Here is a 14,503-nt window from a genome sequence, read left to right as displayed (position 1 = left end):
TTTTCCCTCGGGGGTTCGAGACAAATACTATGGAACCGACCCCTTCGAACCTGGCGTCGCTATTGCGTCAGTCGCGGATCAATGCGGCACTCGGCTGGGGGCTGGTCGGCATCATCGCACTGACGGCCCTCGGAAATGTCGTCCTCGGGAACCTACTGTGGGCTGGCTTCGCCGCGGTCGTTGGCGGGCTAGCAGTCCTGCCGCCGGTCGCCAGCCGCGACCCGCTGGTGATGATCCCCTGGGAGGTGTTCGTCCTCGCCGCGTTGCCGTTGCTCGGGTACACCTTCGGGGTGAACGTCGCCTTCCGGGAGGTCGCGACGTATCTCTCGGTGGCTGCCCTCGCGCTGATCGTGGCCGTCGAGTTGCAACTCTTTACGAACGTCGAGATGAACTACCAGTTCGCGCTGCTGTTCGTCGTCGTCTCGACGTTAGCCTTCGCGGGACTGTGGGCCGTCTCCCGGTGGCTCTCTGACCTGTATCTCGGGACGACGCTGCTGCTCGATCCCGCGCTGAGCGACGACGCCATCGAGGAACAGCTCATGTGGGAGTTCGTCGCTTCGGCGGTCGCTGGCCTGCTCGCCGGCGGGTTCTTCGAGGTGTACGTGCGTCGGTACGCCGGCGTCCGTCGCGGGGGTGAGAGCGCGTGAGTCTCCGCTCGCGCCTTCGGCTCAGCACGTATCGCCAGCAGCAACTCACGAAGCTCATGGAGTTCGTCCTGACCGGGTTGCTGTTCATCGGCCTCGAACGCCGATCAGTCGGTATCTCGATCAACGCCGCGATCGGCCTCGTCGTCCTGCAGATTCCACCGCTGCTCGAACGGGACTACAGCGTCTCGATGGACCCCCGGCTGACGCTGTGGATCACGACGGCTGTCTTCTTACACTCGTTGGGGACCGTCGGTGTGCCCGGCGGGTCCGGATTCTATCAGTCGATCCCCGGATACGACCATCTGACTCACGCGCTGTCGGCGTCAGTCGTCGCCGGGGCCGGCTACGCGACGATTCGCGCGCTGGACGAACACTGGGAAGAGGTCCATCTGCCGGATCGGTTCGTCTTCGTGTTCATCCTCATGTTCGTGCTCGCCTTCGGCGTCTTCTGGGAAGTCATCGAGTTCACCACGAGCGCCGCCGCGACGACTATCGGCGGCTCACCGGTGTTGACTCAGTACGGCATCGAGGATACGATGAAGGACCTGATCTTCAACACCATCGGGGCCACGATCGTCGCGGCGTGGGGGACGGTCTATCTCAACGACTTCGTCTCGCAGGTCCTGTCGGTAATCAGCGGCGAGAGGGCTGAACCACCGGGAGAGTGACGTTCATATACGCCGGTCGCTAAACGAGAGCGTGTTCGTCGGTCACGCCTTCCTCGCGTTCGGGTTCGCGACGCTACTCACGAGACGCATGCTCCCGACCGACGGGCCGTCGATCCTCTCCGGTCGGATCGAACTTCGATACGCAATCGCGGTCGGGCTGGCGGCCGCACTGTTCGCCTCGTTGCCGGACGTCGATGTCGTCCACGCCGCGTTCCAGGTCGTCTCGCTGCCCGAAGACTCCACGGCGTTCGATCACTTCTGGACCGCGACGGATGAGCGTCACCGAACGATGACCCACTCCCTAGTCGTCGCCGTGCTCGGGAGCCTCGGATTCGGGCTGTGGACAGTCCGGCGGGCCGCAGGCTGGCTTGCGCTCTCGGGAGTCGTTGCCCTGGTTGCGGTGACGGACGGCCCCGTTGGCGGCCTCGTGATCGTGTTGTTCGTGATCGCCGGCGTGGTCGTCGCGACGGTCGCCGACGAGGTCGGACTCTCGACACGCGCGATCGGCGGGGCTGCCCTGCTGGGACTGCTCGTCCACCCGTTCACGGACCTCCTGACCGGTGAGCCGCCGGCCTTCTTCGCCCCGTTCGATGTCGTCCCGATCGCGAACCGGATCGAGCTCTTCGGGGATCCGACGGCGAACCTCCTCGTGGCGTTCGGGACAGAACTGGCAGTCATCTGGTTCGGACTCTTGGTCGGCATCACCGCCCTCGGAATCGACCCTCGCCGACACGTCCACGTCGGGGCTGTGCTGGGCATCGCTTACGCCCCGATGGCGCTCGTCCTGGAGGGAGCGACCGTCGATCACGCGGTGCCGTTCGTCGCCACGATCCTTCCCATCGGCCTCGTGGGCGCGGTCAGTCGCGAGCGCCCCTGGACGGCCCCCGGCGCACTGACAGCCGTGCTGACGGGGCTCGCTGCGATCACGCTGGCGCTTTTGGCCTTCACACTCGCCCACGTGGCGATCGCCTGACAGCCACCGACCCGAGTACACAAGGCGATCCGGGCCATTAGGTAGATCCACCCAATGGGAGGACGGGAACTGCTCGCGGACGCGGACATGGACCTCGGTTTCGATCCTGAGAGCGTCGGGATCGACGACGACAACGTTCTGGCGCGGTTCAAGCCCGTCGTTCGAGAATGGTGGGTCGAGACGTTCGGTCCGTACGTCCCCGACAACGGCGGCTTCTTCACCCCACCGCAGAAGGAGGCGATCCCGCACATCCACGACGGCGAGAACGCACTCATCGCCGCGCCGACCGGCTCGGGCAAGACCCAGGCCAGTTTCGCGGCGATCATCGACGAGCTCTTCCGTCGCGACCGCGGCGACGACGGACTGGAAAATTCCGTCTACTGTCTCTATATCTCGCCGCTGAAGAGTCTCGCCAACGACATCCACCGCAACCTCGAAGTCCCGCTTTCGGAGATCTCCGCAAAACTCGACCGTCGGGGCGAGGACGTCGAGATCCGCCACGCGATCCGCCACGGCGATACGTCGGACAGTGATCGCCAGGCGATGCTCGAAGAGACGCCACATATCCTCAACACGACGCCCGAGACGCTGGCCATCCTGCTGAACTCACCGAAGTTCCAGAAGAAACTCGAAACCGTCGAGTACGTCATCGTCGACGAGATCCACAGCCTCGCGGCGAACAAACGGGGGACGCATCTCTCGGTCTCGCTGGAGCGTCTCGAAGCGATGGCCGAGACCTCGCCGACGCGAATCGGCTGCTCGGCGACCGTCGAGCCTCTGGACACGATGGCCGAGTTCCTGGTCGGCCGCGAGAAGCCGGGCGGCGATCCCCGCGATTGCGAGATCGTGGACGCCCGCTTCGCCCGCGAGTTCGACATGGAGCTCACGACGCCGACCGACGACCTCATCCACACGCCACAGTCGACGATCAACGACCGGTTCTACGACCAGTTGCACGAATTGATCGGCGAGCACACAAACACGCTCGTGTTCACGAACACGCGCTCGGGAGCCGAACGCGTCCTGCACAACCTCCGGGAGCGCTTCGACGCCTACGACGAAGGCAACTCGGGGTGTCACCACGGGAGCCTCTCGAGGGAGAAACGCGAGGCCATCGAATCCGACCTGAAGTCGGGCGACATCGACGTCGTGACCACGTCGACGAGCCTCGAACTCGGGATCGACATGCCACACATCGACCTGGTGGTGCAGGTCGGTTCACCCAAGTCAGTCGCCGCACTCCTCCAGCGAGTGGGACGGGCTGGCCACCAGCTCGGTGAGACGGTCACCGGGCGAGTCGTCGCGCTCGATCGCGACGAACTTCTCGAGTGTGCGGTCATGCTCAAGAAGGCCGAGGAGGGCTTCGTCGACCGGGTGTTCATTCCCGAGAACGCCCACGACGTGGCCACCCAGCACGTCTACGGCATGGCGATCAATGCGGTGCGCCCGGAATCCGAGATCATGGGTATCCTCCGGCGTGCGTATCCCTATCGAACGTATTCGGACGACGACTGGGAGCGACTCGTTCGGTATCTCACCGCCGACTATCCGGGCATGGAGGACGAGAACGTCTACGCGAAGATCTGGCGGGATACGAACGATCCACCGGACGGCGAGTACCACTACGAGGAGTACCCGGTCGGCGAGACGCTGATCGGCAAGCGCGGCCGGCTGGCGCGAGTCATCTACATGACCAACATCGGAACGATTCCGGACTCGTTTACGTGTGACGTGCTCACGCGTGGCGATAGCGAGTGGATCGGGCAACTCGACGAGTCCTACCTCGACACCCTGGAAACTGGTGACGTGTTCGTCCTTGGTGGGGATCATTACGAGTTTCGCTACCGTCGGGGCTCGAAGGTCTACGTCGATCACACGAGCGCCCGCCCGACCGTCCCGTCGTGGTACTCCGAGCGATTGCCCCTCAGTTACGACCTCGGCCGTGAGATCCTGGCCTTCCAGCGGGGGCTATTCGATCGCCTCGCGGAGGGGGGCCAGTCGGCGGCCAGGCTGTGGCTGCGGGAGTTCCCCCTCGACGAGCACAGCGTCCGCGCGATCGTCGAGATGTTCGACCAGCAGGTGCGCTACGCCGGCTCGGAGAGCGTCAGCACGGACGGGCGGCTGGTCATCGAGGAGGAGCGCGACCGCGAGGCGTACGAACGCCGGTACTACGTCCACTCGAACTACGGCCGCCGGTTCAACGACGGACTCTCGCGACTGCTGGCCTATCGCGTCGCCCAGCAGGCCACAGCGAACGTCCAGGTCGCCGTCGCCGACCACGGCTTTACACTCTCGATGCCGCTCAACCGGAAGGTCGACGTGGTGGGCGTGCTGGAATCGATCGACCCGGGCGACGTGCGAGAAGACCTCCAGGCCAGCCTCGACGGGACTGACCTGCTCGAGCGCTATTTCCGGATCAACGCGACGCGGTCGCTGATGATCCTGAAACGCTACAAGGGCTACGAGAAATCAGCCAGCGAACAGCAGGTCAACAGCGAGATGTTGCTCGGCTTCGCACAGGATCTCGAGGACTTCGCGGTGATCGAAGAGACTTACCGCGAAATCCTGGAAGACAAACTCAACGTGGACGCGATCGAGGACGTGCTCGGCGCGATCGGTGACGGCGAAATCAGTGTCGTCCATCACCGCGTCGACTCGCCGACCCCTCGGGCGTTCGGGCTGGCGACGCTGATGGCCAGCGACGTCGTCCTGGCGGAGGACGAGTCGGCCGTCCTGAAAGAGTTCCACGAACGCGTTCAGGAGGCGATCGACGACGAGTCACTCCAGGAGGTTTCCGTCACTGACTGATCTCGAGTCCCGAGAGTACGCCGCCCTACGCCTCGACGCCGTCGATCCACTCGTCGGCCCACGCTTCGAGTTCGTCGAAGACCGGACACAGCGCCTGGCCCCGCTCGGTCAGTGAATAGTAGGTCGCGATGGGTTTCTCCTCGACGCGGCGGTCGACGAGTTCGGCCTCCTCCAGGTCGTCGAGGACCCGGGAGAGCGTCCGTGAGCTTGCACCCGTCGAGCGCTTGAGTTCGTTGAATCGCTGCTCGCCGTCGACCAGTTCGTGCAGGACGACGAGTCGCCACTCCGACCCGATCGTCTCGACGGCCTCGACAACCGGACAGGCCGCCGCGTTCTGTTCCTCGACCGTCTGCTCGTCGGCAACTGTCGTCGGTGACATCGGTGTTACTTGATCACATTCTTATCGCCGAATTCATAAGTAGGTTCGGATTCGAACTACCTAACGCAATGATACCAGATTGTGGATGCGAACTCGATCGCCAGCAGAACGTGACTGCCGCCCGAGAGGTGAGCGCCTGATGGCGTTCACCGGAACCGAGGGACTTCTCCTCCTCGCCGGGCGGATCCTGTTCGGCATCGTCCTGGCGTTCATGGGGCTCAACCACTTCATGCAGCGCGAGCAGATGACGGGCTACGCCGAATACAAGGGGCTCCCCGCACCGGGGTTCTCCGTGGTCGCGTCGGGTGCTGTCCTGATCGCGGGGGGACTCGCCGTCGTCGCCGGTGTCTACCCGGTCGTCGGCGCGGTCGCACTCGCAGGGTTCCTCCTGATCTCGGCCGTCACGATGCACGACTTCTGGGCCGTTCCCGAGGACGACCAGCAGGACGAGATGACGGCGTTCCTGAAGAACCTGGTGATGGCCGGCGGCGCGCTCGTCGTCGCGGCCGCCGGAACCCAGTCGTGGGCCTACAGCGTCGGCATCGGTCTGTTCTAACCGGCGAAACGTTTCCGCGGCAAATCAGTTACTGTCGACCGACAGCGGCGGCAGTCCCGCCTCGATCTCCTCGCGGCGATCCTCGAACCACTCGGGGAGGACGAGGCGTTCGCCGAGCGAATCGAGGGCCTCGTCGACAGTGTAGCCCGGCTCGGCCGTGGCGTACTCGAAGAGCACGCCACCCGGTGTCCGGGTGTACACCGACTCGAACCACTTCCGATCGACGATCTCTGTCGGGCGGAGCCCGAGGGTCTGGAGTTGCTCCCGCCACTCGGGCTGCTCGTCGCTCGTGACCCGGAAGGCGACGTGGTGGACGGTCCCCGCCCCCGGCTGACCGCGCCCCCGGTCGGGTTCGGCGATCAGATCGACGACGGCCCCGATATCGCCGCTCGCCTCGTAGCGGGTTCGATCGCCCGCGCTGCCCGCCTCCTCGTAGCCCATCTCCTCGAGTACTCTGACCGTGCTGTCGGTGTCCTCGAGCGAGAGGGTGACGCCGTAGAACCCGCGGATCGCCCGCTCGGGGGGGACCGGTCCGGCGGGCGGATCGCCCGCCGGCGCGCCCTCGACACCGACGAGTTCAAGCGGGAGGCCGTCGGGATCGCGCAACGGGATCACGGTCTCGCCGAACCGTTCTCGTGGCTCGTCCACGTCGACGCCTGCTCCCTCGAGTCGGTCGAGCCAGTACTCGACGGCGTCGGCCGGGATCGTGAACCCCGTGGTGCTTACCTGTCCGGTCCCGACCTGGCCGGGTCGCGCTCCCGGGTAGGGGAAGAACGTCATGCTGGTTCCCGGCGAGCCCGCGCGGTCGCCGTAGAAGAGGTGATAGACGGAGGTGTCGTCCTGGTTGACGCTACGTTTGACCAGCCGGAGGCCCAGCGTCTCCGTGTAGAAGTCGTAATTCTCCTGTGGGCCGCTCGCGATCGCCGTGACGTGGTGGATTCCGGGAATGTCTGTCGGCATGTCCGAAAATAGGAGTCCCTGCCAGATAGCCGTTCGGTCACCGGCGAAGCCGGCTCCGGATCGCCGACCACAACGTCGTTGGGATCGGTCCCGGTGCCGTCAGCGACTGATCGGCAACGCCGGCGATGCAGGCATCGCGCGGTCTCCGACCGTGGCTGCGATGCCATCGCCGACCGCCCGCGACTGACTCGACTCGGGCTCGACTGGCGTGATGCGTGCGTCGACAGCCACCGGATCGCCGCCCGTCCCGTAGGGCTGATCGGCCCCGATGGTGAACTGCTTGTCACTGTTCCCGTCGAGATACGGCACGGCCACCAGGGTCGTCTGGCGCTGGAGGGTCTCGTCGAGTCGAACGCGGACGTTCGTGTGCTCGCCCGGCGGCAGGTAGCCGGTGTGACCCACGATCGCCCCGTCGGCCGTCCGGTCGTGGATCACCAGGAATCCGCCTTCCGACGTCGAGACCGAGTCGATCGTGACGCCGTCGCCGAGGGCCTCCTGATCCTGCATGGTCAGTGACGCGACCGGCGAGGTCACGAGGAGGATCGCAACGTACGCGATCGCGAGCAATATCGCGGCGTGTTTCGCGCCGTCCTTGAGCGTTCCCTCGCCGAGGAGCCCGGCCACGAATCCCGACAACACTGCCTGGATCAGCGCGGCGTGCAGGAAGATCAGCGTGTAGGCGGGCTTGTTGACCTGTCCGAGTCTCGCGAAGGCGGTGACGTCGACGCCCAGGCGGTTGGACTCGGGGACGGGAACGTTATCAGGGAGGCTCGGGACGAGTACCTCCTCGACGGCGAAGATGATGACCAGAAAGACCAGAAACGAGACGTAGATCACGACCAGGTAGGTGAACATCTGCTGGCGGCGCTCCCGACGGAGTTCGAGGTCCGAACGAGCCTGTGCGGAGGCGATCCGCAGGACAGGTCCGAGGCGACCGCTCGCCCGCATCGCGTGGGTGAGCAACGTGACGACCCGGGCGATCGAAGCTGTTCGGACTCGCCGGCCGAACCGACGCAGGGCGTCGGCGGCGTTCGCTCCCATCGAAACGTCCGTCCAGATGCGATTTACCTCGTCGGTCAGGACGCCGAGATCCGAATCCCGGACCCGGTCGAGACTCTCGACGAAGGACATCCCGGCCTCGTTGAGGCTCGCCAGCCGTTCGAGCAACTCCGGCGTCGCGGCCTCGATGCGGTCGATCCGCCGGGAGTAGATCTCCCGGACGATGGCGAACGTACCGATCACGAACAGAGAGACCTGAATGATCAAATCATCAGCCAGTCGGAGGTTGAACCCGTACTCCGTGATCGTTCCAGGCGCACGAACGGCCAGCCACAGGAGCGCAATCGGGACCGTGAGATAGAAGATCCGCGTCGGGTTCCAGATGATCGTCTGGATCGGGCGACGGAGGACGCGCTTGAACCGACTGATCCGGTCGTACAACTGGAGCTGTGACCGGCCGGCCGACAGCCGCGGGAGGTGACCGCCGTCGGCGGTCGCCGTCGGTGTCTCGGGAGCGATCGTATCCGGCGTCTCGCCTTCCAGGGCCGCGACGCCACTCTCCCGGGCGACGCCGAGTTCCTCGAGTTTCTGCACCAGGAAGACGACGAACAACGCGTTCGACAGCGGAATGATGAGGTACGTGAGCAACTGGAGGAAGGGGAGCGTATCGGTCACCGTCAACCCGAACACCAGCAGGATCGTCAACAGGAAGAGGATGCCGGCGACCAGCGTCGTGACGTAGGCTTCGGCGATAGTCGCGAGCAGTTCGAGCACTTCCTCCTGGCGTTGCTCGGCCTCCTCCTGGAGGCGGTCGTACTGGTCTTCCAGAAACTGGGGGATCTGCTGGCCGCTGGCGAGGACGCTCGCGAGGTTCTCGCCGAACGTCCGGAACGTGTCGCTGGGACTGCGGTGGGCCGCCCGCCTGATCGCCGAGATCATGTCCGTCCCGAAGAGGTCCATCTCCCGGACGGCGACGCTCATCTCGTCGGCCGCGTCGCCGTAGATCTCCCGGTTACGCCCGAGCGTTCGCATGACATCAGGGAAGGCAAGGCCTCCACGGGAGAGCGCATAAATAAACGCGACCGTCCGGGGGAGCGCTTCGTTGATTCCCCGACGGCGAACTTCGGCGTCACCTGCCGGGAGTTGCCAGCGAGCAACGTAGGTCACAACTGCGGAAAGCCCGCCGATCACGACCCCACCGACGGTAAGGACGAGGAACACCTGGTCAGGCGGGAGGACGATTTCGAGGTTCCGATTGCCCAGGACGTCGCCCATGACCGACGGGAGGTCGGCGAGGACGGCGGCGATGGTCGGGATCACGATCAGGGCTCCGCCGACGACGTAGACGCCGATCATCCCGCCAATGAGTGCTGTGAGTGCGGTGTAGAGGTGCGTCTTGGCCGCGTACACCCGGTAGGTCGTCTCGACGTACGCGGACGCGAGCAGGCGCTCGCGGGCCGGTGACTCACCGATGTGCTGGCTGAAATACTGGCGAGCGATCCGGGTGAACACCCTGTCGAGACGCGGGCTGAAGCGGGTCAGCGCGAGCGCTCCGGCGAGCGCGAGTGCGGCGACCAGTGGCAGGTATCCCGTGAGGCTCATGTCTCCGTGGTGGATTCGCCCTCGATTCGCGACATGACGGCGTCCTTATCGGCGTAGTATCGATTAACGAACGACGTAAACCGGCGGTAGTCCGAGACGCCCTCCGCCTGGAGATGGGCGAGAAAGCGCTCTCGATCGTCGAGTTCACGGAGGAGTTCGGACTGACTCCAGCCGCGTTCCTCGCGGATCCCTTCGAGCAACGAGGAGTCCCGTTGGGCGTAGCTGTCCGTGTTTGACTGCCACTCGTAGGCGTTGGCGTAGTCGAGTTCGCCCGTCCGCTGATCGATACCCTCGATCTCCGCCAGCGTCTTCGCCCGACGCACGCGCTCGTCGCCCTGGCGGGTCAACACCTGGACGGCCAGGACGTCCAGGCTCTGGACCATCGGTCGCGGGACGTTGATCGGCTCGTTCTCTAAGCGATTGATGACCGTCTGGACCGAGTCGGCATGCATCGTCGAGAACGTCGTGTGACCGGTGTTCATCGCCTGGAACAGCGTGATCGCCTCCTCGCCGCGCACCTCACCGACCACGATGTACTCCGGGCGATGGCGCAGGGCCGACCGCAGGAGGTCGTACATTGAGATGTCGTCCTCGTCGAAGCGCTCGCGCGTCACCGACGACAACCAGTTGTCGTGATACAGCGAGAGTTCGCGGGTGTCTTCGATGGTGAGAACCTTCGCTCGCGGCGGGATAAACATCGAGACGGCGTTCATCGAAGTCGTCTTCCCGGCCGCGGTCCCGCCGGCGAACAGCAGTGACTTGTTGTGCTCGATGGCGAGCCAGAGATACGCGAGCATCTCCTTGCTGAAGGTGCCGTACTCGAGCAGGTCGATCGGTGTGAACGGGTCCTCGGCGTACTTCCGAATCGTAAAGGCCGACCCGCGTGGCGTCACTTCAGTCCCAAGAGCGAGTTCGATCCGTGAACCGTCGGGCAGTGTCGTCGAGACGACGGGATCGGCAACCGAGATGTGTCGACCCGAGCGCTGGGCAAGTTGAACGACGACGTTCTCGAGTTCGGCGGCGTCGTAGGTCAGGTTCGTCTCGATGTCGGTATAGCCGTCGTGATAGATGAAGATCGGCAATCCCGCCCCGTCACACGAGATGTCCTCGATCGCAGGGTCGTGCATCAGTGGATCGATCTTGCCGTAGCCCTGAAACTCCCTGAAGAGGTAATAGAAGAGCCGATGGACCGTCTCGATCCGGACGTCGACGCCGTACTCCTCTAAGCGCTCCCGAAGTTCCGAGAGCAACGCGCCTTCCGGGTCTTCGTCGACGTTCGCCCGATACAACAGCGGATCGCGGACGTCCTCGAACAGCCGATCCAAGAGATCGCGCTCGAAGTCGTCAAGACCGGGTTCGACGACGTGATAGCGGTGTTCGTCCTGCTCCGGGTCGTAATTGATCGACGCGAACGCGTAGGGCGCGTTCAGCCAGTAGCGTTCGATCTCGTTCATCCCGGGAAGTCCGCCGAAGTTCGTCAAGTGTTCGTGTCGGAGCGGGTCGTAATTCTCGACGACGACGTGCGATCCTGCAAGGGAACGCTTGACGCGAACGAGCCAGTCCTTTGCCGCGCCGAGTGGCCCGCGGTCGGCGACCTCGTCACCTGTCCGTGTGGCTGTCCCGACATTTGCGTTGCCTCCCCCGTCGCGTGGGCGATCTGGTTCTGACATCGTACTTTCTTCGCGACGCGTCCGACGTCGTTGCTTATGCCGAATTGCGAGTCCAGGTACTTAAATTCGGACGCCACGCGCCCGTCATGACGATCGGCGTCGACAGTCACCAGCGCACCAGCCGGCGGGCAGATGCCGCCAGAAAGACGAGTGCCAAACGGCCGAACCTGTCGCCGCCGTCACCTTCATGCTATAGTAACACATACCACTACATATCGGATGAAGCGCGAACACTTCAGCGTGACTGCGATCCCGGCCGGCAATACGCCCGACGCCCCCGACGTTCCGACGCTGCGGGTCGACTACAGCGGGAGTGTGGCCGTCCTTCGCGACCGACTGACCGACGGGGACGGTGCAACGCTCGAGAGCGCGGACGTCGACGTGGCGTTTCGCAAACGTGAGGGAGAGACGGGCGTGGTGAGCATCGCCAAGCGCCTTACCGGGGCGTTCATCGTTGAACTCGACGCCGAAACCACGGCCGTACAGCGCGTCGTCGACGTCGCCGAGGCCGACGACGGTCGCTACCGGGTCGAGATCGTGACCGGCGACGACCGCGTTCGCTTCGAGAAACAGACACTGCTGGTCTATGATACCACCGGACAGTTACTTCGCTCCAGTAGCCTCATCCCGGGCAGCGTCGAGTTGTAACCGTCCACCCGTGGACCCGAGACATTCTTGTCGGCTCGCGCCTTCCGCTCACCCATGATCCGAATCGTACCCCCGAACGAACGCGAATGCGAGCGGTGTGGACGCATGGAGGTCTGGGACGACGACCGCGGCGTCTGGGCCGCATCCGACGAGGAGACCGGCAGCCCGCATTGTCTCCACGAGTGGGACATCAACGGTAATTACAGCCCCGTCGAAGAGATCTAAGCGCGCCCCGAGGCGTCTCGGCGAGCGTGAGACGGGCGATCGATCGCCGGCACACCCGTTCGTCGCCGTCGATCGACCCAGACCGGGACGCCTGCACTGATTTCGCCCTACAACGCCGGAATGAGTCCCTGCTCGAAGATGCCGACAGTCGTCAGCAACCCGATTGCGAGCGTCGTCACCGTGATGGCGATCGCTGGTGGGTCGACGTGCGTATCCGCGTGGGCGTAAAGGAGCCGCCCGCCGAGTTCGGCGATCAGTGCGCTCGCGATACCGAAGCCGACACCGAGAGCGAGCGCCACTTCGATTCCGTGGGCTGGCATCGACAATGCGGCGATACCGGCCGGGAACGCGATGTGGTGGACGATCGGCAACCGATCGACCCCGGCGACCGTAATGGCGAGCGTGACCATCGCGATACCGAACGCGAGGTAGTACCGCTGGGTCACGTAGGTCACGTAGGCAGCGAAGACACCGACGACAACACCGAGAAGTGCCTGCTGGAGCCACCGGTGTTGCTGTGGGGCCCACGGTTCGACGGCCAGTCGAGTTCCCTCGCCCTCCTCTGTCCCATCCAACGCCGTCCGGATCTCCCCGCGCTCGGAGGGAGACACGTCGAGGAGGCCGTCCCGAATGAACCCGACCAGCGGGTATCCGAATGCGATTCTGGCGAGCAAGCCCGAGACGACGACGCTCGCCATGACTGGATCGACCGGGAGCCCAAGCGTCCGCGAGAGTGCAGCCAGCCAATACCCGATCACGCCGAACGCGCCGCCGGCGAGCAGCGCGTCGACCTGCGCGCCGTTCGGCGTGAAGACGTCTTTCGCCCGGTGGTACGCGAACGAATCGGCGTCCTCGTGTCGCCCGAGATAGGCTGCCGCCGCGACGCCGCCGGCGAAGGCGACGTGGGGGCCAAGCGCCGGGCCGTATCCGACCAGCGACGTCAGTCCGAGCGCCGCGGGGCTCCCTGTCGCGGCCCCCGACGCAGCATTGGCAACCTCGCCGACGACGAGCGCGAGCCCAGAGAGGGAAAGCGCGGCCATCCCGCCGACGGCAGCCCCGATCGCGCCGCCCGCAAACGCCACGACCAGTATCTCGATCGCGAAATACCCCGTGTCAGCGACCATGTTCCCACGCTCCTGTCTGTCGATCCCCGGATCGGGGGGCGCTGTCTCGATTCATCCGTGAATACCCCTGTCTCGGCGGGCGTAGTTAGTTGTACTGTTGGCGTCTCGAAAGCAAAGCGGCCCGGCACTCAGGCCTCGATCGGATCGTCCCCGTCGAGCAGTGCCCGATAGACCGAGACGAGTTCCTCGCCGACGCGATCCAGACTGTGTTGTTCAGCCGTCTCGCGAGCGTTCTCGCCCAGCCGCTCGCGGAGTTCGGGGTTCTCGGCGAGGCGTTCGACCGCCTCGCGGAACTCCGCGTCAGTCTCGGCTTTCAGACAGTCCTCGCCGTCGGTGAAGAACTCCTCGAAGACCGGAATGTCCCGGATGACGACGGCCTTCCCGGCGGCCATCGCCTCGAGGACTGCGATGCCCTGGTTCTCGGTTTTGGTGGGGAACAGGTAGATGTCGCCCGCGCCGTAGGCTTCCCGAATGTCCTCGACCCAGCCGGTGAAAGTGACGTTCTCCGGTGGGTTCTGCGTCCAGCGTTTGACCGTCTTCGAGGCCAGCGGGCTCGTGCTGTAGGGACCGAACCACGCGAAGTCGTAGGGGGTTTGCTGGGCGACCCGGCAGAACGTGGTGAGTCCCTTGCGCTCGAAGACCTGCCCGACGGCGAAGACGACGACGCCGTCGAGGTCGTGTTTCTCCCTGGCGGAGGCCTGGAACTTCTCGTAGCCGTCGAGTGCGTCGAGGTCGACGCCGTTGGTCATCGGTCGGATCGGGGCCGAGACGGGATAGGACTCGAGCACCCGGCGGGTGTATTCACTGGGACAGAGCACGAGGTCAGCCTGCGAATAGAACCACCGGAGATAGCGACCGAGCGGCTTCGAGATCTGGTTCGACCCCCGAAAGCTCTCCTGGAAGTCCTCGCGAGTGACGTGAGAGTGCAGGATGAGGGGGATATCCTGGCGCTTTGCGTGCCTGGCGACGGCGATCGACCCGGGGCCGATGAGGTTACAGTGAGCCACGTCGAAGTCGGTCCATACCGAATCGGTGCCGAGATTCGAGAGGCTGGCAGTCAGCGGGTTTCGACCGTCCCAGGGCGACGTTTCCACCTCGACGCCTCGCCCGGCCAGCGCCCTCCGCTGGTGACTGGCCGCCGTGGTGATCCCGGAAGAACCGAGATACCGCTCGAAATCGAGATAGTTGAGGACGCGCATACGCTCTGGCAGGCCCAGCGTGGGGAAAACGCTACCGACTCGGAT

At 64.8% G+C, this 14,503-nt stretch carries 13 protein-coding genes; 7 read left to right on the top strand and 6 right to left on the bottom strand.

The genetic code is table 11. From position 1 onward, the window contains the following. Window positions 1-29: 29 nt before the first annotated feature. The 4 genes from HTIA_RS13500 to HTIA_RS13485 are packed head-to-tail and all read left to right on the top strand — an operon-like array spanning window position 30 to window position 5,096. Window positions 30-647: a hypothetical protein gene (locus tag HTIA_RS13500; protein WP_008525402.1), complete on the top strand. Its 618-nt coding sequence runs from the start codon at window positions 30-32 to the stop codon at window positions 645-647. Further along, a complete protein-coding gene (locus HTIA_RS13495; RefSeq protein WP_008525403.1) occupies window positions 644-1,315 on the top strand; it encodes a hypothetical protein in 672 nt (223 codons plus the stop codon). Before HTIA_RS13500 ends, HTIA_RS13495 begins: the two co-directional genes overlap by 4 nt. Before the next feature lie 31 nt (window positions 1,316-1,346). After that, window positions 1,347-2,288, top strand: coding sequence for a metal-dependent hydrolase (locus HTIA_RS13490; protein WP_008525404.1), 942 nt, complete (start codon window positions 1,347-1,349; stop codon window positions 2,286-2,288). Window positions 2,289-2,342: 54 nt separating this feature from the next. Next, window positions 2,343-5,096 (top strand): ATP-dependent helicase, encoded by a 2,754-nt coding sequence (locus HTIA_RS13485; RefSeq protein ID WP_008525405.1) that lies wholly within the window; start codon window positions 2,343-2,345, stop codon window positions 5,094-5,096. A 25-nt stretch (window positions 5,097-5,121) separates the two neighbouring features. Here HTIA_RS13485 and HTIA_RS13480 read toward each other — a convergent pair whose 3' ends face one another. Continuing rightward, on the bottom strand, window positions 5,122-5,475 hold the full coding sequence (locus HTIA_RS13480) for a winged helix-turn-helix transcriptional regulator (RefSeq protein WP_008525406.1): 354 nt from the start codon (window positions 5,473-5,475) through the stop codon (window positions 5,122-5,124). Window positions 5,476-5,614: 139 nt separating this feature from the next. Between HTIA_RS13480 and HTIA_RS13475 the strand changes: the two genes are divergently transcribed. Next, entirely contained in the window at window positions 5,615-6,031 is a 417-nt protein-coding gene (locus tag HTIA_RS13475) for a DoxX family protein (RefSeq protein ID WP_020936465.1), read from the top strand. A 24-nt stretch (window positions 6,032-6,055) separates the two neighbouring features. On the opposite strand, the gene HTIA_RS13470 is transcribed toward HTIA_RS13475, so the two are convergent. From HTIA_RS13470 to HTIA_RS13460, 3 genes are all read right to left on the bottom strand, one after another. Beyond that, window positions 6,056-6,991 carry a ring-cleaving dioxygenase gene (locus HTIA_RS13470; RefSeq protein ID WP_020936464.1) on the bottom strand — a complete coding sequence of 312 codons (936 nt, stop codon included), beginning with the start codon at window positions 6,989-6,991 and terminating at the stop codon, window positions 6,056-6,058. A gap of 99 nt (window positions 6,992-7,090) precedes the next feature. Continuing rightward, window positions 7,091-9,592, bottom strand: coding sequence for a type II secretion system F family protein (locus HTIA_RS13465; protein WP_008525411.1), 2,502 nt, complete (start codon window positions 9,590-9,592; stop codon window positions 7,091-7,093). Continuing rightward, window positions 9,589-11,262 (bottom strand): type II/IV secretion system ATPase subunit, encoded by a 1,674-nt coding sequence (locus HTIA_RS13460; protein WP_008525413.1) that lies wholly within the window; start codon window positions 11,260-11,262, stop codon window positions 9,589-9,591. The genes HTIA_RS13465 and HTIA_RS13460 overlap by 4 nt, the downstream gene beginning before the upstream one ends. 219 nt (window positions 11,263-11,481) lie before the next feature. Here HTIA_RS13460 and HTIA_RS13455 point away from each other — a divergent pair, with 219 nt between their 5' ends. Beyond that, entirely contained in the window at window positions 11,482-11,910 is a 429-nt protein-coding gene (locus HTIA_RS13455) for a DUF5793 family protein (protein WP_008525414.1), read from the top strand. 54 nt (window positions 11,911-11,964) lie between these two features. After that, a complete protein-coding gene (locus HTIA_RS16915) occupies window positions 11,965-12,135 on the top strand; it encodes an HEWD family protein (protein WP_008525415.1) in 171 nt (56 codons plus the stop codon). A 107-nt stretch (window positions 12,136-12,242) separates the two neighbouring features. Here the strand turns inward: HTIA_RS16915 and HTIA_RS13450 are convergent, their stop codons facing one another. Together HTIA_RS13450 and HTIA_RS13445 are read right to left on the bottom strand one after the other, a co-directional pair. Then, window positions 12,243-13,259, bottom strand: coding sequence for a hypothetical protein (locus HTIA_RS13450; RefSeq protein WP_008525416.1), 1,017 nt, complete (start codon window positions 13,257-13,259; stop codon window positions 12,243-12,245). A gap of 128 nt (window positions 13,260-13,387) precedes the next feature. Next, on the bottom strand, window positions 13,388-14,458 hold the full coding sequence (locus HTIA_RS13445; RefSeq protein ID WP_008525417.1) for a glycosyltransferase family 4 protein: 1,071 nt from the start codon (window positions 14,456-14,458) through the stop codon (window positions 13,388-13,390). Window positions 14,459-14,503: the final 45 nt, after the last annotated feature.

The organism is Halorhabdus tiamatea SARL4B (assembly GCF_000470655.1).
Taxonomy (GTDB): domain Archaea; phylum Halobacteriota; class Halobacteria; order Halobacteriales; family Haloarculaceae; genus Halorhabdus; species Halorhabdus tiamatea.
The sequence above is the reverse complement of the archived record's forward strand: the minus strand, read 5'-3'. Positions and strand labels throughout refer to the sequence as shown.

What these genes read in the sequence shown, in the direction of transcription:
- HTIA_RS13500 (WP_008525402.1), top strand. Translation starts at nt 30, where the DNA reads ATGGAACCGACCCCTTCGAACCTGGCGTCGCTATTGCGTCAGTCGCGG.
- HTIA_RS13485 (WP_008525405.1), top strand. Translation starts at nt 2,343, where the DNA reads ATGGGAGGACGGGAACTGCTCGCGGACGCGGACATGGACCTCGGTTTC.
- HTIA_RS13480 (WP_008525406.1), bottom strand. Translation starts at nt 5,475, where the DNA reads ATGTCACCGACGACAGTTGCCGACGAGCAGACGGTCGAGGAACAGAAC.
- HTIA_RS13475 (WP_020936465.1), top strand. Translation starts at nt 5,615, where the DNA reads ATGGCGTTCACCGGAACCGAGGGACTTCTCCTCCTCGCCGGGCGGATC.
- HTIA_RS13470 (WP_020936464.1), bottom strand. Translation starts at nt 6,991, where the DNA reads ATGCCGACAGACATTCCCGGAATCCACCACGTCACGGCGATCGCGAGC.
- HTIA_RS13465 (WP_008525411.1), bottom strand. Translation starts at nt 9,592, where the DNA reads ATGAGCCTCACGGGATACCTGCCACTGGTCGCCGCACTCGCGCTCGCC.
- HTIA_RS13460 (WP_008525413.1), bottom strand. Translation starts at nt 11,262, where the DNA reads ATGTCAGAACCAGATCGCCCACGCGACGGGGGAGGCAACGCAAATGTC.
- HTIA_RS13455 (WP_008525414.1), top strand. Translation starts at nt 11,482, where the DNA reads ATGAAGCGCGAACACTTCAGCGTGACTGCGATCCCGGCCGGCAATACG.
- HTIA_RS16915 (WP_008525415.1), top strand. Translation starts at nt 11,965, where the DNA reads ATGATCCGAATCGTACCCCCGAACGAACGCGAATGCGAGCGGTGTGGA.
- HTIA_RS13450 (WP_008525416.1), bottom strand. Translation starts at nt 13,259, where the DNA reads ATGGTCGCTGACACGGGGTATTTCGCGATCGAGATACTGGTCGTGGCG.
- HTIA_RS13445 (WP_008525417.1), bottom strand. Translation starts at nt 14,458, where the DNA reads ATGCGCGTCCTCAACTATCTCGATTTCGAGCGGTATCTCGGTTCTTCC.